The sequence below is a fragment of the Paenibacillus pasadenensis DSM 19293 genome, from assembly GCF_000422485.1.
GTDB classification, from domain to species: Bacteria; Bacillota; Bacilli; order Paenibacillales; family Paenibacillaceae; genus Paenibacillus_O; species Paenibacillus_O pasadenensis.
This window is the reverse complement of record NZ_AULW01000036.1, coordinates 20065-39483: the sequence shown is the minus strand read 5'-3', so window position 1 is coordinate 39483 and position 19419 is coordinate 20065. Positions and strand designations below refer to the sequence as shown.

Sequence of the window (19419 nt, the reverse complement as noted above, 5' to 3'; positions counted from 1 at the left end):
TTCAAGAAACGAACGGAAACAGCAGCTTCTGATTCTCGGGCTCGTACATGTTGGCCGACGTGACCGTCGCGGACGGGATGTCCACCCACTGCGGACGCTTCCTGCCCTGCATGACGGCGCTAGCCGTCTCGACGCCGAGATACCCCATGTTGAACGGGTTCTGAACGATCAGCGCATGCATCCGTCCCCGTTCGAGCAGCTGGATCTCCGGCAGCGAGCTGTCGAAGCCGATCAGCTTGACGCTATGAGACAGTCCCTGATCCTCCAGGGCGCGAGCCGCGCCGCTCACCCCGACATCGGTCAAGGCGACGATGCCGTTCATGCCGGGATAGGCGACCGTAAGCGACTTGACCGTCCGATACGCCTGCTCCTCGGACTTGCCGACGTCGATCGTCCCGAGGCTGAACGCCTCTCCCGGCGGGAGCTTCTCCAGCACGCCCTGGCGGCGCTGGCTCGCCACGACGGAGTCGTCGTCGCTTGTGATGAAGGCGTAAACGGGCTTCTTGCGCTTGTCGGGAGCGAGCATGTCCGCCGCGACGCGGCCTTCCTCGACATGATCGCTGGAGACGTAGCTGTCATACGGATGGCTCAGCAGCGGCGTATCGATGACGATGAGCTTGATGCCGGCCTTGCGGCAGGCGTCCAGCTCCTCCGACAGCCGCTCCTCGGCTATCGGCGCGAGCACGATGGCCTCCGGCCGGGCCGCGATCGCCCCGCGCAGCAGCTCCTTCTGCTCCTCCGCCGCCTCCGCTCCGGTCGGACCGAGCAGCTCGAGCGCCACGTTCAGCTCCTTGGCCGCCGCCATCGCGCCCGAGCGCACCGTCTGCCAGTAAGAGCTGTTGACGTCCTTCGTCTGCAGGATGACGATGATGCCGCCTCCGGCATCGGCAGGCTCCGAGCGCTTCAAGCCGTTCCAGACGACGAGCGCGGCGAACAGCAGCAGCAGGAGCGGCAGCCACAGCTTCTTGCTTCCCATCGGCATGACCTCCTTCAACGGACCTTCGGTATCGTGACGGCGACGCAGGTTCCTTCGCCGGGCTCGCTCTCGATCGACACGCCGTAGCCGGCTCCGAACGTGAGGACGATCCGCTCGTTGACGTTGCTGACTCCGATATGGTCGCGTCCGTCGTTGTCGCGAGCGCTCGCGTTCAGGACCGCCTGCACCGTCTCCTCGTCCATGCCCTTGCCGTTGTCCCTCACCGTGAATCGGATGGAGTCTCCGTCCACCTCGGCGGCAATCTGCACCACTCCGCCTTCCGGCATGTTCTTGATGCCGTGATAGATCGCGTTTTCCACGAACGGCTGAAGCAGGATGCGGGGCGACTTGTACAGGTGCAGCTCGCGCGGGATGTCGATCTCGTAGTCCAGCATGTCCCGATAGCGCATCTTTTGAATCTGCAGGTAGCTGGCGATATGCTCCTGCTCGATGCGGATCGGCACGAGCTCGTCGTCCTTGGCGATGCTGGCGCGGAACAGCTTGGCCAGCGCCGAGGTCATCCGCACGACCTCCTCGTTCTTGCGCTGCTCCGCCATCCAGATGATCGAATCGAGCGTGTTGTAAAGAAAATGCGGATTGATCTGCGATTGCAGCAGCCGAAGCTCCGTCCGGCGCTTCGTCTCCTCGGTCTGGATGCGCTCGTCCATGAGGCGCTGCGTCTGGCCGACCATCATGTTGAACGTCCGCTCCAGCTGTCCGATCTCGCTCTGCTGCTCCACCTCGGCGCGCACCTCGAAGTTGCCTCGCTCGACCTGGCGCATCGCCGCTTGCAGCCTGCGGATCGGGCGGGTGATGCGATGGCTCAGCAGCAGGCTGATGAGCAGCGTTCCCGCCAGCGCGGCCGCGGCCCAGAGCAGGAAGGAGTTTCGCATCGCGTCCGGTTCGGCGATCAGCTCGCTGCGATAGGCGACGCCGACGATTTTCCAGCCGAAGTTGCTGTCCTGCACGGAATACAGCCTCTCGCCGGCGCCGTCATCGACGAGGAAGCTGCTTTGACCCGCGGAGAGGATGCGCTCGATCGGCTCCTCGCGCAGCTTGCTGTACAGCAGCTGCTGCTGGGGGTGGTACACGATGTTGCCGGCGCTGTCGACGATGAACACGTAGCCGCGCGAGCCGAGCTTGACGCTTCGGCAGATGTCGTTGATGACGTTGAGCTTGAGGTCGACGAGCGCGATGCCTTGGCCGGTCATTCCGTTGCTGTTCTTCAGCTCGCGGCTGAGCGAGACGACCCATTCGTAATCGCCGGAGACGACGTTCTGCACATGCGGCGCCGAGATGACCGAGCGTCCGCCGGCGCGCGCCGCTTTGACATACCAATCCTGCTCGCGCAGCTGCACGTACGGATTGAGCGTCGTCAGCCTGCGGTCGGATACGTTGCGGCCGTTATAGCCGAACACCATGATCGAGGCGATGTCCTTGCGGGTGTACAGCAGCGATTGGAACAGGTCGGAGATGCTTTTCTCGTAGGTGCGGATCTCCTCCCGGCTGAGGAAGGGATTGTCCGACAGATAATACTTGACGTCCTTGTTGGTGAAGATAAGCAGCGAGATGTTCTCCATGTTGTCGATATACGACTGGATGTTCTGGCCGACCTGCTGGATGACCTCGCCCAGATAAGCCTGGGAATTGCTCAGCACCGCCTCTTCCGACAGCTTGTAGCTGTTGAGGCTCGTGATGCCGATCGCCGCGAGGATCAGGATCGAGAACGCGGCCGAGATCGTGCCGTGGATCGTGCGGAGCGGCCGCAGCCCGCGCTTCAGCCAGTCGGGAGGCCGCAGCCTCGTCATGCCTGCCCTCTCGCCTGCTCGCGGTATTCGCGCGGCGACAGGCCGGCATGCTTCTTGAAGGCGAGGCTGAAGTAGTTCGGATCGGAGTAGCCGACCCGCGCCGCGATCTCGTACAGCTTCAGCGGCGTGTTCTCCAGCAGCTCCTTGGCTTTGGCCATGCGGATTCGCGTCAGGTATTCCACGAACGTCTCGCCGGTCTCCTGCTTGAACATCTGGCTGAAATAGCTCGTGCTCATCAGTGCCTGCCGCGAAATATCCGACAGGCTGAGCCGCTCGTCGGCGAAATTCTGCTCGATGTACAGCAGCGCTTGCCCGATCTGGCTGCGCCCGAGCCGGCTGCGGCCGTCCGCAGCGGCTTTGGCGCCCCGCACCGCGAGCTCCGTCAGCCATTCCCCGACTTCATCCAGCGTCGGGAGCCGATGCGCCTCGGCGAACAGGCTGCCGGGACTGTCGCCCAGGCCGCTTTCGTCGACGCCCATCTCCTGCAGGACGCTGAGCATCGTGACGAGCGCACGCTGGATCTCCAGCTGGCAGGAGACGAACGGCGCCCGGGACTGCTTGAGCCGCTCCGCAAAATCGCCGAACAGCTGGCGCAGCTCGGCCGGCGAGCCGGTCCGCAGCGCCGCTCCGAGACTGCCGGACCAGTCCTCGCTGGCGGCCGGCGGAGCCGATGCGCCCTCGAGCTCGACGATGCTGAGCACCCGGTCGCGGCCATAATGGAAGCGGTAGTCAAGCGCCGCAAGCGCGCTTCGGTACGCCTCGGGCAGCTCCTCGAGACGGTCCGCAGCCCGGCCGAACGCGGCCGACACCGCGTAGCCGAGATAGTGCTCGATCTCCCTGCGGATCGACCAGGCGATACGCGAGGCCTGCTCGTACAGCTCTGCCGGCGGCTTGCCCGACAGCAGCACGGCGATCCTTTCTTCGCGGGTGCGGAAGCAGATCGCTCCTTCGCGGACGGCGATCTCCTCGGCGATGTTGTAGCCGGCGAAGCGCAGCAGCTCCCGATCCGGCTCCGTGCCGGCGGCCGGACCGCCGTCGTAGTCGAGCAGCAGCGCGACCAGCGGCGGCTGCAGCGGCGGCAGGCCGAAATAAGCCAGCCGCTCCTCCGCGTCCTGGGAGCCTGCACCGGTGGCGGCAAGCCGGTCCAAATACCGCTCCCGCAGCAGCGGCAGGCTTTGGGTCAGCTGGCTGCGCAGCCTGTCCACGTCTTCCTTGCGCCGCTTCTCCTCGTCGAGCTCCGCGCGCAGCCGATCGAGCAGCTCCCGCGTCTCGCTCGCGGTGATCGGCTTGAGGATGAAGTCGTATACCTTCATGCGCAGCGCCTGCTGGGCGTACTCGAACTGGTCGTAGCCCGTCAGGATGATGATCTTGACGGCCGGGTGGCTGGCCGAGATGCGCGCGCTCAGCTCGAGGCCGTCCATGAACGGCATGTTGATGTCGGTGAGCACCAGATCGGGCCGGATGCGCTCGACCGCCTCCAGCGCGTCCCGGCCGTTGGCGTAATCGCCTGCGAGCTCGAAGCCATGGCTGGCCCAGTCGATCGTATTCATCAGCCCTTCGCGGACGATCGGTTCGTCATCCGCCAGAATCAGCTTGTACATGTCTGGCGCCTCCTGCTGCTTGATCGAATATGTACACATAGTGATCGCGCCGCCCGTTTTTGTCAATGCTGCAAAAAAAAGCCGCCCTTCTCGGGGGCGACTGAAGGCGCTCGCCGCATCGGCTGCGGCCGCTTTCGCTGCTTTTATTTGAAAATATGCGCGTCCAGGCCGCTGAGCTTCTTCTGCGTGCCGGCGCTGCCGTCGTCCACGTTCGGGAACACCCGCTCCACCATGGCATTGAACTCCGCGAGGTACGGCTGGATCGGATGGCCCTGCTTCGCGTCGTTGTCGTAACCCTGCATGCGGCTGAAGAAGTCCGGGTTGGAGGAGACGAACACCTTGTCGATGCTCGGCATGCTCTTGCGGACCGCGTTGGCGACTTGCGTCTTGAACCCATCGTTCAGGCTCCGGGCCATGTAGATGTTGTTGTTGTCGGCGAGGCCGTCCATCCTATGCCCGCGGCGGTTCGTCGCCGAGGCGCCTCCGTAGCCGTTGGAGCCGTTGGACCGCGAGCTGTACCCGTTGTTCTCGCGCTTCTCGCCCATCCGGCCGTATTGGTCGATCGTGTTGTCGAACGCCTGGCCCATGCCTTGGCCCAGCCGCTCGTTCATGCGGTCCATGCTGCCGTTCAGACGGCTCTTGCCGCGCTCCATGTCCATGCCGCTCTCCATGCCCATGCCGCCGCTTCTGGCCGTCATCCGGCCGTCGTTCGAGGCGATCGGGCCCGTGTTGGAGCTGGAATAGCCCATCTGGGTTCCCGAGCGGGTAGTGGTGCTGCCGACGATGCTCTCGCCCTTGAGCCCGATCGCGACATAAGCGTTGTCGTTGGTCGTCATGACGTAGGCGTCGCGCACGCCGTCGATCTTCTTGACCGTTCCGGCGATCTGCCGATTGGACTTCAGATGATAGTTGCGATGATTGCCGATGATGTTGTTGCCGTTGAGCTGGCGGCCGTCGACGCGGTTCATCTCGTTCATGTTGTCGTCGGCGAAGCGCTTGTCCAGCAGGCGGTAGTTGCCGATGTTGCTGTTCCGGATGTTCTTGTTGCCGAGCTCGCCATGATGCGTGCCGCAGCCCGCCAGAGCTGTAGTCAGGACGACGCCGGCCGCAAGCACTTTCCAGGGATGCTTCATTCGAAAACCTCCATGTCATGGGCGTCCGCTCCGCTCGCGGGAACGGCTGTAGTAGTGTCGCCCCGGGCAGGCGGCCGTATGCGGAGCAATCGCTGGCAGGAATGCGGCCGGCTGCCGGCAACGAAAAAAAGCCCTCCATGAAGCGGAGGGCTGCTGCTGGCCGCCAGGCCTGGCTTGGCCCGAGGATGAACTCGAAAGCGTAGTCCTGATCGGACGAAATGCGAAACTGCGGATGGACCGGGGCTCCCCAGCTGTCGTCGCCGCCGACGCCGAGCTGTCGTGCTTCGATCGCGATTGCGTTGGGAACGGAGGTTCTTCGCTCCTTGACGGATGCCGCCGATGAAGTTATGGTAGGTACTAGTACCAGATACTAATATCTGTTGGCAATCCATCACTCAAAGGAGGCATCCTCATGAATCGAACCCGTCCAGCCGGCGCGCTGTCCACCCCCGCAAGGATTACCGCCATCGGCTCCTACGTCCCCGATCAGGTGCTGAGCAACGCCGATCTGGAGCGCATGGTCGATACGAACGACGAATGGATCGTGCAGCGCACCGGCATCTCCGAGAGGCGCATCGCCGCCGACGGCCAGTTCACGAGCTCGCTCTGCATCGAGGCCGTGCGCGATCTTCTGCGGCGCTATCCGAGGGCGATCGACGATGTGGACTACATCCTCGTCGCTACGGCGACGCCGGACATGAGCTTCCCTTCGACAGCCGCGCTCGTGCAGGCGGAGTTCGGCATGCGGAGAGCCGGAACGGCGGACCTGTCGGCCGCCTGCGCCGGCTTCGTGTCGGCGCTCCATATGGCGGGCGGACTCATCGCCGGCGGGGCCTTCCGCAAGATTCTCGTGCTCGGGGCGGAGACGCTGTCCCGCATCACGGACTATACCGACCGCACGACCTGCATCCTGTTCGGCGACGGTGCGGGCGCCGTGCTCGTCGAGGCCGGCGAGGCGGACGAGGAGCGCAGCTGGCTCGCCGCCCACGCCGCTACCGACGGCCTGGACGGCCATCAGCTGTACCGCGCGGCGACCGCCGATCGGATCGGCGGGCAGGCCGTGGAGATCGGCGGCAAGCTCGTGCAGAACGGCCGGGCCGTCTACCGCTGGGCGGTCTCCCGCGTGCCGGAGGAGATCGGAGCCTTCCTGGGCGAAGCGGGCGTGTCGCCGGAGGAGATCGACTGGTTCGTGCCGCACAACCCGAACATGCGCATCCTGGAGGCGATGAGCGAGCGCACCGGCATTCCGCTGGAGCGGACGGTCACGACGCTCGCGCGTACCGGCAACACCTCCGCCGCGTCCATCCCGATCGCGCTCCGCGAAGCGGCCGCCGACGGACGGCTGCGTCCGGGCCAGCTCGTGCTGCTGTACGGCTTCGGCGGCGGGCTCACGCAGGCGGGGCTGCTGCTCCGCTGGACGCTGTAGCCAAGCAGGCCAGGCGTTCCCTTCCTGCGGCGGCATCAGGCGCGGCGGGATAGGAGGACGGCGCGTTGACGGGGTCGAGACTTCCTTCAAGCGGCCAATGGGGAAAAAACGGCAACTTGGGCTGCCGCCTCGCGTCAGCTGTCCCTATCGCCGGCGCCGAGAGGCTCATAGGATAGAGGTGACAGCTTATCCGATGAGGTGATGCCCGCTATGCTGCCGTTAGTCACGGTTGTCATACCGTTCTACAACTGCCCGTACATTCCGCAAGCGATCCAGAGCGTGCTCGATCAGTCCTACCCGTCGATCGAGATCATCGTCGTCGACGACGGCTCGACCTCGAACCAGCATCTGCTCGATCCGTACCGTCATCGCATCGTCTACCTGAGCAAGGCCAACGGCGGAACGGCCACCGCGCTCAACTACGGCATGCAATGCGCGACCGGCCAGTACGTCGCCTGGCTCAGCTCCGACGATCTGTTCACCCGCGACAAGGTGCTGAACCAGGTGTCCTACATGCTGGAGAAGCGCGCCCAGTTCTGCTTCACGGACTTCAATACGATCAACGAGACCGGACAAATCACGCAGCTGTGCAGCATGGTCAAGTTCCCGACGGAAAAAGCGTTCGTCGCCTCCATGCTCGACTTCTGCCCGGTCAACGGCTGCACCGTCATGATGCTGCGAAGCCTGATTCAGAACGTCGGATGGTTCAACCCCGGCCTGCCCTACGCGCATGACTACGACCTGTGGGCGCGGATCGCGCTGCATGACGTCGGCATGCACTACCTGAACGAGCCGCTCACGCTGTACCGCCGCCATGCCGGCATGGGCACCGTCCAGCATCTGGCGCGCATCATGCCCGAGTTCGAGTCGCTCAAAGCCTATTATGCGCCGATGCTCCGGACGAAGCTGGCCCGCATGCCGGGCTGACTGCAAGCAGAGCGGAAGCGGAGCGCGAGCGGAGCTGGATCCGAAAGCGGAACTCGGAGCGGTACGCGAGCGGAGCTGGAGGAGAAGCGGAATTCGAGCGGTACGCAAGCGGAGCTGGACCGAGATGCCGCCCGCGCCCTCATTGATTCGGTCCGGCCGGATCGGCTCATGAGTCTCCGACAACAAGACGCATGCCAAAAAGGGACGCGGCAGCTCAGGCTGTCGGGTCCCTTTTCGGCATGCTCGCGGCTGGTTCGAGCTGCGGATGGCGTTCGTTCGAGCGTTCGTCCGAGCATGCCTGCGGATTCCGGCAGCCGGCCGCTCAGCGGATCGTCCGCTTGAGCGCATGCAGGTCGTCCTCGACCTGCAGCATCCGCTGTCCGAGCAGCTTCATCGCGTCGTCGACGCCCTTGTTGTACAGATGCGGAGCCAGCGCGGCGATCATATGGTCGAGCAGCGCCTCCGCGGCGATGCTTCCGAGCGGCAAGTCGAGCTCGCGGTCCGCGAAGTCTTGCAGGCTTTCCGCCAGCTCCTTTTTCTGCTCCAGCGGCAGCTTGATCGGCATCATGGCGTTCCCTCCCTTGTTCGAAATGTCGTGATCTCTAGTATAAAGCTTCGCATCGGCAAGCAAAACGGGATCAAGCGGGATGTTCTCCGCTTGATCCCGTTCTTGATTGCGCTCGCTGCGGGCCGGGCGCAAGCCCGGCGTCGAGCTAGATCAGCTCCGCCAGCCGCAGCAGGCGGACGAGCACCGCCGCCGCTTCCGCGCGGGTGACGGCGCGGGCCGGCTCGAACCGCCCGCCATCGCCGGCCATCAGGCCGAGGCGGGCCGCGTCGGCGACCGGCTCCGCCGCCCAGCGCGCGATGGCGTCCGCGTCGGCATAAGCCGCCGATGCCGCGCCCGCAGCCCTAGCCGCCACGCCAAGCTGGCTTGCAGCCCGCGAGGCGAGCGCCGCCAGCTCCTGGCGGCTCACCGGCGCGCTCGGACGGAAGCGTCCGTCCGCATCGCCCTGCGCGAGGCCGGCGGCCAGCGCCGCGCGCACCGCCGCGGCATGCCAGGCGCCTGCCGCTACGTCGCGCGGCGCGCTCGCGCTGTCGCCGGCCGGCAGCTGCAGCGCGCGGACGAGCAGCGCCGTCAGCTCCGCGCGCGTAATGGAGCGCGCCGGCTCATAGCGGCCGCCCGCGCCCTGCGCCAGGCCGAGCCCGGCCAGGCGGGCGATGTCGGCCGCAGCCCAGTGGCCGGCCGTGTCGGCGAACGCCGCGGCCGAGCGGACGGCGGCGGCGAACGCGCCTCCGCCGGCCGGAGCCGCCGACGCCTTGCCGCCTGCGAAGCGGGCCGGCAGCCCCGCCGCTGCGCCGTCCGCCGAGGCGAGCCGCAGCAGCGCGCTCGCGCCAGCCTCCGCGCCGATGCTCAGCCGCGGCCGGTCGGCCGGGCGGAACGCCAGCGGCTGCGAGCCGCCTGCCCAGACGGCGTCGATGCTCGCCTCCACCGCCGTGCCCGCCAGGCGGAACCCGGCCGCCTGCGCGGCGCGGCGAAGCGCCGATGCCGCGGCTTCATCCGCCGAGCCGAGCCGCAGCTCCAGCTCCGGCTTCGCGCCCGCTGCCGCCGCCGTCGTGCGCAGCGCGCGCAGCAGAGCGTCCGGCTGCAGGCGCAGCTCGGCGCCTCCCGCCTGCACGAGCAGCTGCGGCTGCGGCTTGGCCGCGGCCGCGCGGGCCAGCGCATCCAGGCTCAGCCGCAGGCGGCCGTCCGCGCCGAGCGGCAGCAGCACCTCCGCTTTGCCGTCCGCGATGGCGGCCAGCAGCGCCTGTTCCGCCGCATGCGCCGGTGCCGACGTCGGCGTCGGCGTCGCGCTCGGCGTCGGCGTCGCGGACGGACCCGCTCCCGTATCCGGCGTCGGCGTCACTCCCGTATCCGGCGTCGGCGTCGCTGCCGCATCCGCCTCCCTCACGGTCAGCGTATACTTCCGCTCGGCGCCGCCGAGACGGACCGTCACCGCCGCTTGACCGGCCGCCAGCGCGTTCAGGCGGCCGTCCGCATACGAGGCTGCCGACGGCGGCTGGACGGTGACGGCCGCATCGGCCGTCCGGTCCGTCCCGGCCGCATCCCGCACGGCCAGGGCCGACGATGCTCCGCCCGTCAGGACGAACCGCGAATCCTGTCCGTCCTCCAGCCTGACCGAGAACGGCTTGACGCGCGAAGCGAACCCTTCGTTCCATTCCTCGAACGTCAGCCTTCCCGGCGGACCGGCGAAGGCGTCCTTCATCCGCTCGCCGCGCACGATCAGGTTGTCGATCCGAACGCTGCCGGTCGGATAGCCCTGCTCGTTGTCCGTCTTCGTCTTCGCCGCTTCCAGGCCGTTCGTCCCCATGCCGTCCAGCACGTTGTCCTGCAGCAGCACGGAGCCCAGCTCATGCGAGCCGTGGACCGTGATGCCCGCATACGCGCTGTCCAGCGCCACGTTGCCGCGCACGACGACGCTGCCCCCGCCGCCGGCCAGGTCGGACTCACCGGCGAACAGCCAGATCGCCCCCAGCGGAATGCCGTAGCCGGTGTCGTAGCTGCCGGTGCGCACGAGCGTATTGCGCTCGACGATCGTCTCCCCGGCGAACGGCTCCGCCGCGAAGCGAGTGGAGACGGCGATGCCCGCTCCGTTAACGACCGTATCCCGGAGCAGGTTGTCCTGGATCCGGTTGCCCCCGCCGCCGAACACCGCGATGTTGTCCGCCAGCCACGGCAGCGACACCGTATTGAAGCGAGCCGCGTTGTTCACGCTCGGCGTACGCTCCGCTCCGTTCGGCTCGGCCAGCTTGGGATCGGTGAACGACCACATCGCGATGCCGTCGTCGCCCGGATAGCGGACCTCGCTCTGCTCCATCAGGCTGTCCGAGGTGCCTACCGCGAAGTTGATGCCGTCCGCCAGCAGGTTGCGCAGCCTCAGCCCGGCCATGTACAGCCCTTTCGTGCGGACCTTCTCGCCGATCGGCTGGGTCAGCCAGAGCCCCGCCTTGGCATGCTCGACCCAGACGTTCTGAATGACCGAGCCGGGACCGAACGCGCCGTGGAACGCATTGTCGAACGCCTCGTCGTCGCGATCCGCCACGTTGCCGTCGATGAACAGGTCATAGACGCCGACCTTGCCGCCGTGGCCGTAGAAGCGCGCGCCGTTCAGCTCCGTATGCCAGACTCCCGCTCCGCGGATGACCGCGTTCCCGAGATCCAGCACCTCCTCTGTAAAATCAAAGCTTCCCGCCGGGAACCAGACGCCGCCGTCCGCGCCGCCAGCCGCTTGCAGGGCGGCTTTGAGCGCCGCCGTATCGTCCTGTCCGTCGCCGGACACCGCGCCGTAATCCGTCACGGATACGAAGCCGTCCGGCTTGGCGTAGGCCGCGTCCGCCCGCTCCAGGTCGACGGCGTCCAGCGTGTAGGACGCCGCGTCGTCGCCGCCATCCTTTTGCAGCCGGATGACCGAGCCGGCCGGAACGTCGCCGATCCGGGCGCGGACATCGTCATAGAAGCGGTGGCCGCTGCCCTGGGCTGGATCGTTCGACCACGGATAGCTGCCGTACACCCAGGAGTTCCGGTTCGTCAGCGTCAGCTTCTGCCGGAACTGGCCATCCACGTACAAGGACAGCGTGCGCTCCTGCTCGGAGCCGTCCAGCGTATCCGGAATGGAGTAACGCAGCACGAGCGCGTCGGCCGCCTCTGCGGCGGCGAACTCGACATAGTCGCCTTGCTGGCGGAGCTGCACGGCCTCGCGGCCGGAAGCCTCCGAGGCGAGCGTGCGATGCAGCCGCGACGGGCCGATCCGCTCCCCTTTCACATCCATGTGCTCCGCTTCATAGGAGACGTAGGCCGCCGTCGCGCCGCGATCGTCCGGCGCGATGCTGTCCGACACGACCAGCGAGCGAAGCTTGCCGGCGTCCGCCACGGAGATGACGTTGACGCCTTGCCGCAGCTCGGCCGTCCAGCCCGCCCGGGCAGCGATGCCCGCAGCCGGCAAGCCGTTCACCGCCGCCTTCGGCTGGGCGGCGGCAGGCGCCGCTCCGTCCCACGCGAGGCGGATCGCATACGCGCCTGCCTCTGGAGCCGTCACGGCGAACCGATACATGCCGTCCGCCTTGAACGCCTTTTCGGCGGGATAGACGATATCCGCCCGCGCCGGCTCCAGCCTCCACCGCACAGCGGCGTCGCCGGCCTCGCCGGATCGGGCGAGCGAGTCCCCGCCCGCAGCGGCCAGATAGCCGTCCCCCTGAATCGAGCGCAGGATGCGGTAGCCGAGCCGCTCCTCCATGCTCCACTGCGCTTCCGCAGCGAGTCCGCCCGCCGCCGTGCGCAGGCCGCCGGCAGGCAGCAGCTCCGGCACGCCTGCCGCCGTCATCGCCAGATACGAGCCGGTCGCCTCGTTGCGCAGCAGCTGGCGGCCGTTCGTGTCCACCTGCCGCCAGCGCGCCGAGGCATCCTCCTCGTCCGCAGCCAGGAGCTGCGGCTTGCCGCCGCGATCGGCGAGCTTCAGGCCGGGCGCGCCGGACGGCGCGATCGTGACCGCGTTCGCCGCCTCCAGCATCGGCGTCGACGTGTCCGCGCGGCGCGGCTCCGCGGCCGCAGGCGCATCCATCTCCGCCGGCGCCGGCTCGAGCTGCCAGCGCGCCGTCGACGCCGAATCGAGCGCCAGTCCATGCTCCGCATACCCGGCCCCGCTGCCGACATGCACGAATTCGTCGCTGAACTCGCCGTACAGGCTGCGCAGCAGCCAAGCGCCGCCGTCGGCCGTCTGCTCGGCCGCCCAGGCGGCCGCTTCCGGAGCCGCCTCCCCTGCGGCGAGGCTTTCCAGGAACGGATAGTCGGCGTTCAAGCGGAGCAGATGGCCGCTCGCCCGGTTGCGGATGCTCCAGCCGCCGCTCTCCCGACGCTCGAGCGTCCAATGCGACGAGCCGTCCCGCTCGCTCGGACTGCCGTACAGCACGATGCCGGACGGATTCTCGTACAGCCAGCCTTGGCCGGACGCCGAGCGGATGCGCACCGGCTCCTGCGGCGGCTGCTTCGGCCCGCTGGCCGCCGGCTCGGCGATGAAGCGCGCCGCGTCCCGCTCGCCGGCGCCGGCCGCCTTGCTCAGCCGGATCGCCGGCGAGCCGTCCGCCGCCTGTCCGGCGAGCAGATAATGCCCGGCCCAGCGGCTCTGGATCGTGGAGTAGACGGTATCCGCGACGGTGCCGACCGCCCATTTGACGCTGGCCCAGTCGGAGCCGACGGAAGCGAGCGTCTGCGGCGATTCCGCCGGCTCGTCGTCGGCCTCATGGCCCGCGATGTTCTCCAGCGCCGCATAACGGCCGCTGCCCTGATTTTTGAGCCGCACGACGCCTGCGGCGCCGGCGTCCTCCAGATACCAGATCGAGGCCGGGTCCGCAGCGTCCGCCGGCCCGTACGTCGCCGTGCCGACGGCAGCATCCGCTCCGGCCTGGACATCGAGCAGATACTGATCGTCCGTGCCGGCGATGCGGAACCGGAACAGCCGCTGCTTGTCCGGCACGACCGGCACGAAGCGCCAGCGCGGGCTCGACCAGCCGGGGTTGATGACGCCGTACTCGGCGTATTTCGTCAAGTTCTGGATGGACATGTACTTCAGCGGCCGCTCGCCGGGATGCTTGTCCCGCACGCTGCTCACGAGCATGTCGCCTTCGCCGGCATTGCGGATCGTCCAGACGTAGCCGCCGGAGCGCTCCTCGCCCGGCGTCAGCGCCGCCAGCCCGATCCGGCCGCCGTATTCGGCGCCGAGACGGACATGATGGCCGGTCGCCCGGTTCTCGATCAGCTTGCGCCCCTCGAACTTGTGGACGACCCACTGATCCCGGCCGTCCGTGCGCGCGTTGCCGTACTTGAGCAGGCCGTCCTCCGATTCGTACAGGTAAAAGCGGTTGTCCGGCCCCCAGGCGTTCTGGATGCGGAGGTAGACCGGTCCGTCGCCCGCCGGCAGCGTATTCGGATCGGCCAGCTGCCACTGCGAGCCGAGCGAGGCGGCGTCGCCGCTGATCGCCGCCATGCCGTCCGCCCCGCCGGCCACATAGGCCGCCTCGCCCGAGGCGCTGCCGATCGTCACGTAGTCGTCGTACTCGTCGGACTCCGTGAACGCCCATGTCGAGCCGTCTCCAGGAGCCGCCTGCGCCGCGAGCGACACGCCGGACGCGCCGCCGCGAACGATGTAGCGCCCGCTGGCCGCGCTCCGCAGCCGCTTCGCGCCGTCGTAGTCCTCGACGAGCCACAGCGAGGCGGCTTCGTTGCCGAGCGCCTCCGATACGGCTCCATGCTTCAGCTCGCCGCCCTGCTCATAGAGGAAGTCCGTCGGCCGCTGCGCGTCCGTGTAGGCCGCGAGACGCACCGGCTCGATCTCGCTGAGCGGGACCGCCCGCCAATGCGCAGTCGGATTGCCCTTGCCGCCCGGCCAGCCGTTCGAGCGCACGTCCGTATCGTCCGGAAACTGCGCGTTCAGCAGGCTGCCGGACGCCTGGACGTTCTCCAGCGTGAACCAGCCGTCGTCCGCGGCCTCCTGCTTCCAGAGCGTCAGGCCGGGCGACGCGCCGTCCCGCTCGCCCGTCCGCACGGCCGCCCAGTCCGGATCGCGCTGCACGATATAGCGCCCGGAGCCGACGTTGCGGATCGCGACCGCGCCGCTGGCCGCATCCGGCTCCAGCATCCACTGGGAGGCCCGGTCCGTCGCCGGCCGCGCCGCGAAGCCGACGGTCGGCTCCCCGTCCTTCGCCGCATATTCCACCATGACCTGTCCCGGATGGCTGCGGGACTCCAGCTGCACCGGCTGCGGCGCGTCCAGCGGCACGAACGTCCACTTCGGGCTGTCGAAGCCGAGGTTCACGTCCGAGCCGAGCTCCGCCCAGCCGAGCTGCCGCTCCTCGTGGATCGCGCGCTTGCCCGCCGGGTCCGCCGCGCTGACGAGGTTGTAGTAGTCTCGCGTCGCGGTCGGCACGATGCGCCAGCGCTCCTCCGCTCCCGGCGCGCCGGTCTCCTTCGCCTGCAGCGCGGCGCCGAGCTCGCCCGCTCCCGCCGCCGTGACGACGTGGCCGGTGCGGACGTTGCGCAGCAGAGCGCCGCCTTCCTGCCATTCGACCGTCCAGTGCGAGGACTCGTCGGACGGATTCGTCTTGCCGTAGCGCACCTTGCCGTCCGAGCCCTCGTACAGATAGTTGCTTTTCCACAGGTTCTTGATGCGCACCTTGCCCTGCGGCAGCTCCGGCTGCGCGCTGTCCGCCGCCATCGCGGCTCCCGCCAGCGCCGGCAGGCTGCCGATCCAGAGCAGCAGCGCCAGCAGCGACATCGCGACCGGCTTCCACCTCGTTCGATTCATCGATTGACCCCCTTGATTGTCCACAGATTCTCTTTCAGTGTAGGGTGCAACCGCTTCCATGTTCGAGGTGCGCTTTTATCGCAAGCAGGTGTTTTTCTACGAATCTTCCTTGCTCCTCCAGCCGCCGTGCTATAATGCGGGAAAAAGGAGGGACGTCATGATCGCCGAAACGGCCTTTCTTCATTACGACGCTTTTGCCGACGAGCCCGGCAAAGGCAATCCCGGAGGCGTCGTGCTCCAAGCCGAAGCCTTGACCGACGAGCAGATGCTCGATCTGGCCGCGCGCGTCGGCTTCAACGAGACCTGCTTCGTGCTGCCCTCGGAGCGCGCCGACTTCCGCATCCGCTACTTCACGCCCGGACATGAGATGGATCTATGCGGCCACGGCACGATGGCCTGTCTCGCCGCGCTGGCAGCCGCCGGCCGTCTGGACGGCCTGGACACGCTCACCGTCGAGACGCTGGCCGGCGTGCTCCCGATCCGCGTCGAGCGCGATGCCGGCAGCGGCAGGCCGAGCTTCGTCATGCGCCAAGCCGCGCCGCAGTTCCGGCCGTTCGGCGGCTCGCGCGCGGAGCTTGCGGACGCCATCGGGCTGGCGGAGCAGGACCTGCATCCCGATCTGCCGATCGTCTACGGCAGCACGGGCATCTGGACGCTGTGCGTGCCTGTGCGCGGACTGGCCGCCTGCGCCCGCATGCGGCCGGACAACCGCCGGTTCCCGGAGCTGCTGGCCGAGCTCCCGCGCGCCTCGCTCCATCCGTTCTGCCTGGAGACCGTCCATGCGGACGCCCGCCTCCACGCCCGCCACTTCTCCTCCCCGTACTCCGGCACGGTCGAGGATCCCGTCACCGGCACCGCCTCCGGCGTGCTCGGCGCTTACTGGGACCGCTGCATCGCCGCGGCGCCGCCGGAAGGGCTGCGCTTGACCGTCGAGCAAGGCCGAGAAGTCGGCCGCGACGGCAAGGTCCATGTCAGAGTCGTCCCGCGCGGCGGCGAGCGGGAGGTCGAGATCCGCGGCTCCGCCGTATTCGTGCGGGAGTGGAGCTTGCCGGCGCTTTAGCCCGAGGACGCTCCGTCTCGCGCCCCATCCGACTCATTTCTCGATAAAAAGGAGACTGAACCTATGACCCGATCCGATTCCGCAATCTTCGCCCAGCTCGACGCCGTGCGATCGCTCACCGTCCGGCAGCTCGAGGATCTGACGCCGCTGCAGGGCGACCTCATCCCGTCCGGCTTCCGCAACTCCATCCGCTGGAACGCCGGCCATCTCGTCGCCGTGCTGGAGCGCTTCGCCTTCAAGGCGCCGGCGCTGCCGTCTCCGCTGCCGGCTTCGTTCCGCACGCAGTTCGACTTCGGCAGCTCGCCGGCATCCTGGATGGACCAGGATGAGCCCGTGCCGGCGCTCGAGGAGCTGCTGGAGCTGCTGCGCGAGCAGCCCGGACGGGTGCAAGGCGCGCTCGCCGGCCGCCTCGACGAACCGGTCGAGCCGTATACGACGTCGACCGGCATCCTGCTGACGACGCCGCGCGAATTCCTCTCGCTCGCCCTTTACCACGAAGGGCTGCACATGAGCGTCATCAAGCTGTACCGCCGGCTGCTCGGGCTGTGAGCATCGGTCCGCGAGGAGCAGTCTAAGACAGGCTGACGGCGGCGAAACCCGATACAATCAGCAAGGAAGGAGGCGCGAAGCCGTGGATTGGCTGACCCGAATGAACGACACGCTCGACCGGATCGAACGGCTGCTGGACGGACGCCTCGACGTGGAGGCGCTGGCGCGGGACGCCTACTCGTCGCCGTTTCACTTTCAGCGCATGTTCCATGCTCTGACCGGCTATCCGCTGGGCGAGTACGTGCGGCGCCGGCGGCTCACGAGAGCGGCGCAGGAGCTGGCCGCGAGCGGGATCAAGGTCGTCGATGTCGCGCTCAAGTACGGCTACGAGTCGCCGGAGGCGTTCGCCAAGGCGTTCCGCAAGACGCATGGCGTCACGCCGACGATGGCCCGCCAGCCCGGCTGCCGCCTGGTCGCCTTTCCGAAGCTGCGCTTCCATCTATCGCTGAAGGGAGAAATGGAAATGAACTATCGGATCGAGAAAAGAGACCGCTTCACGATTGCCGGAGCATCGATCGTCGTCAGCTGCGAGAACGGCGAGAACTTCCGGCGCATCCCGCAGTTCTGGCAAGAGAGCGGGCCGAACGGCACGATCGATCGTGTGCTGAAGCTCCAGCCGGGCCAGCCGCTGATCGGCGCCTGCACGGACTTCCGCATGATCGACGGCACGGCTAGCGACAAGGACGAGACGGAGCGGTTCCGCTACATGATCGCCGTGGAAGCTCCTGCCGGGACGGTGCCGGCGCCGTTCGAGCATGCCGGCGCCGAGTTCGTCGAGCGCGAGGTGCCCGCCTCCACGTGGGCCGTCTTCACCGCGGCCGGGCCGCTGCCGGAGTCGGTGCAGAGCGTCACGAAGCGCATCTTCTCGGAGTGGTTCCCGTCCACCGGCTACGAGCACGCGGGCGGCCCGGAGCTGGAGCTGTACCTGGAGGACGGCGGTCCCGATACGGACGCCGTGACCGAGATCTGGGTGCCGGTGAAGCTGACGTCGTCGTAATCGTTCCAAGCAAAAAGGCCAGCACACGGCATCCGTGCGCTGGCCTTTTTGCATGGGAGCGTGCGCCGACCGCGCCGGCCGCGCGGGCTACGCGCGGTTTTCACGCGCGTAGGCTTCGCTTGCGCGCCGGCCGCGCGGGCTACGCGCGGTTTTTACGCGCGTAGGCTTCGCTTGCGCGCCGGTCGCGCGGGCTACGCGCGGTTTTCACGCGCGTAGGCTTCGCTGGCGCGACGGTCGCGCGGGCTACGCGCGGTTTTCACGCGCGTAGGCTTCGCTGGCGCGCCGGCCGCGCGGGCTACGCGCGGTTTTTCTGCGCGTGGGCGTCATCTCCTCGCACCACCTGCACGCCGCACGACGGTACTCTCGACCCCGTCGTCGTCTCCTCGCACCACCTGCACGCCGCACGACGGTACTCTCGACCCCGTCATCGCCTCCTCGCACCGCCTGCACGCCGCACGACGGTACTCTCGACCCCGTCATCGCCTCCTCGCACCGCCTGCACGCCGCACGGTACGAGTGCAAGAAAAAAGGACGGAGCCAAGATCTTTTCATAGACCTTGGCTCTGTCCCTATGACTCCTTATCTTCCAGCTACTCCCGCTGCGCCCCGTCGACGCCGCTTCGAGCCGGCGCTGACGCCGGACGGGAAGGCCTCGTCGCCAGGAATACGCCGGCGAGGATGATCGCGAGCCCGGCGAGCAAGTTCCAGCGCAGCTCCTCGCCGAGCAGCAGGAAGCCCCACAGGATCGCGGTCGCCGGCACTAGATAGGTGACCATCGTGGCGAGCTCCGGGCTTCCTTTTTGGATCAGGTAATAGAACAGGATGTAGGCGATCCCGGAGCCGAATACGCCGAGGCCGACGAGCGCCCCGAGGAACGGTCCCGACCCGAGCGCTTCCACCGGCAGCGGATCGCGGACGAGCGCGATCGCGCCGCAGGAGACGGTCGCCACGAGCAGCGTGCCGAAGGTCGACTGGTACATCGTCAGTCCGCTCAGCCGCTTGGACAGCTGCGAGCCGATGCCGTAGCAGAGCGTCGCGCCCATCATGCACAGGAAGCCGAAGCCGTCGACCGAAATGATCGTCGCCGGATTGACGCCGAGCAGCACGAGGATGCCGGCGAGCGAGACGAGGATGCCTCCCCACTGCTTCGGCCCCGGCTTGCCGGCGAAAAAAAGCGCCCCGACGACGAGCGTCCAAAGCGGCGTCGTCGCGTTGAGCACCGAGGCGACGCTGCTCGTCAGCCTCGTCTCGCTGAGCGGGATGAGCGCCCACGGCACCGTCGTGTTGAACGTCGCCATGACGGCCATCGGCAGCCAAGGCAGCGAGCGCAGCGAGAACGGCTGCCGCAGCGCAAGCATGACGGCGGTGATGGCGACGAGCCCTGCGCCGGCGCGGAGGAAGGCGATCATCCACGGCCCGGCCTCCTCCAGCAGAATCTTGATGAAGAAAAACGAGCCTCCCCAAATGAGGCTGAGCGTTACGAGCGCGGCCGCGAGCGGCTTGGTCATGGCCATTCCCTTCCTTTCTGTATCAATCGCAGCAAAAGGCAAAAGGACGAAGCGGCAGGCGCTTCGTCCTTTTGCCTTT

Annotated in this window: 12 protein-coding genes and 1 pseudogene; 5 read left to right on the top strand and 8 right to left on the bottom strand. The window is 67.7% G+C overall.

Translation table 11 applies throughout. The features are described 5' to 3' along the window. Position 1: 1 nt before the first annotated feature. The 5 genes and pseudogenes from H582_RS0105735 to H582_RS33090 all read right to left on the bottom strand — a co-directional run. On the bottom strand, positions 2 to 976 hold the full coding sequence (locus tag H582_RS0105735; protein WP_028597772.1) for a substrate-binding domain-containing protein: 975 nt from the start codon (positions 974 to 976) through the stop codon (positions 2 to 4). A 14-nt stretch (positions 977 to 990) separates the two neighbouring features. Further along, on the bottom strand, positions 991 to 2784 hold the full coding sequence (locus H582_RS0105730; RefSeq protein WP_052332999.1) for a cache domain-containing sensor histidine kinase: 1794 nt from the start codon (positions 2782 to 2784) through the stop codon (positions 991 to 993). Continuing rightward, positions 2781 to 4385: a response regulator transcription factor gene (locus H582_RS0105725; protein ID WP_028597770.1), complete on the bottom strand. Its 1605-nt coding sequence runs from the start codon at positions 4383 to 4385 to the stop codon at positions 2781 to 2783. Before H582_RS0105725 ends, H582_RS0105730 begins: the two co-directional genes overlap by 4 nt. Before the next feature lie 143 nt (positions 4386 to 4528). Continuing rightward, the gene (locus tag H582_RS32335; RefSeq protein WP_028597769.1) at positions 4529 to 5518 is read right to left on the bottom strand and encodes a YhcN/YlaJ family sporulation lipoprotein; all 990 of its coding nucleotides are present in this window, start codon (positions 5516 to 5518) and stop codon (positions 4529 to 4531) included. Between the two features lie 193 nt (positions 5519 to 5711). Further along, positions 5712 to 5807, bottom strand: a pseudogene (locus tag H582_RS33090) (beta-galactosidase small subunit-related protein); the annotation flags it as partial. Between the two features lie 123 nt (positions 5808 to 5930). Here H582_RS33090 and H582_RS0105715 point away from each other — a divergent pair. Both H582_RS0105715 and H582_RS0105710 read left to right on the top strand, forming a co-directional pair. Beyond that, complete coding sequence (locus H582_RS0105715) at positions 5931 to 6944, top strand: ketoacyl-ACP synthase III (protein WP_084136693.1); 1014 nt, start codon at positions 5931 to 5933, stop codon at positions 6942 to 6944. Between the two features lie 210 nt (positions 6945 to 7154). Beyond that, on the top strand, positions 7155 to 7871 hold the full coding sequence (locus H582_RS0105710; RefSeq protein WP_028597767.1) for a glycosyltransferase: 717 nt from the start codon (positions 7155 to 7157) through the stop codon (positions 7869 to 7871). Between the two features lie 322 nt (positions 7872 to 8193). On the opposite strand, the gene H582_RS0105705 is transcribed toward H582_RS0105710, so the two are convergent. Both H582_RS0105705 and H582_RS29830 read right to left on the bottom strand, forming a co-directional pair. After that, the gene (locus H582_RS0105705; RefSeq protein ID WP_028597766.1) at positions 8194 to 8439 is read right to left on the bottom strand and encodes a DUF2164 domain-containing protein; all 246 of its coding nucleotides are present in this window, start codon (positions 8437 to 8439) and stop codon (positions 8194 to 8196) included. 145 nt (positions 8440 to 8584) lie between these two features. Continuing rightward, a complete protein-coding gene (locus H582_RS29830; protein ID WP_052332998.1) occupies positions 8585 to 15226 on the bottom strand; it encodes an RICIN domain-containing protein in 6642 nt (2213 codons plus the stop codon). Between the two features lie 157 nt (positions 15227 to 15383). On the opposite strand from H582_RS29830, the gene H582_RS0105695 reads away from it, so the two are divergent. The 3 genes from H582_RS0105695 (at position 15384) to H582_RS0105685 (ending at position 17832) form a co-directional block, all read left to right on the top strand. Beyond that, positions 15384 to 16286, top strand: a complete 903-nt coding sequence (locus tag H582_RS0105695; protein ID WP_028597765.1) for a PhzF family phenazine biosynthesis isomerase — start codon at positions 15384 to 15386, stop codon at positions 16284 to 16286. Positions 16287 to 16349: 63 nt separating this feature from the next. After that, positions 16350 to 16835 (top strand): DinB family protein, encoded by a 486-nt coding sequence (locus tag H582_RS0105690; protein WP_028597764.1) that lies wholly within the window; start codon positions 16350 to 16352, stop codon positions 16833 to 16835. An 82-nt stretch (positions 16836 to 16917) separates the two neighbouring features. Further along, positions 16918 to 17832: an AraC family transcriptional regulator gene (locus H582_RS0105685; RefSeq protein WP_028597763.1), complete on the top strand. Its 915-nt coding sequence runs from the start codon at positions 16918 to 16920 to the stop codon at positions 17830 to 17832. A 590-nt stretch (positions 17833 to 18422) separates the two neighbouring features. On the opposite strand, the gene H582_RS0105680 is transcribed toward H582_RS0105685, so the two are convergent. Continuing rightward, positions 18423 to 19340 (bottom strand): DMT family transporter, encoded by a 918-nt coding sequence (locus H582_RS0105680; protein ID WP_028597762.1) that lies wholly within the window; start codon positions 19338 to 19340, stop codon positions 18423 to 18425. Positions 19341 to 19419 lie beyond the last annotated feature (79 nt).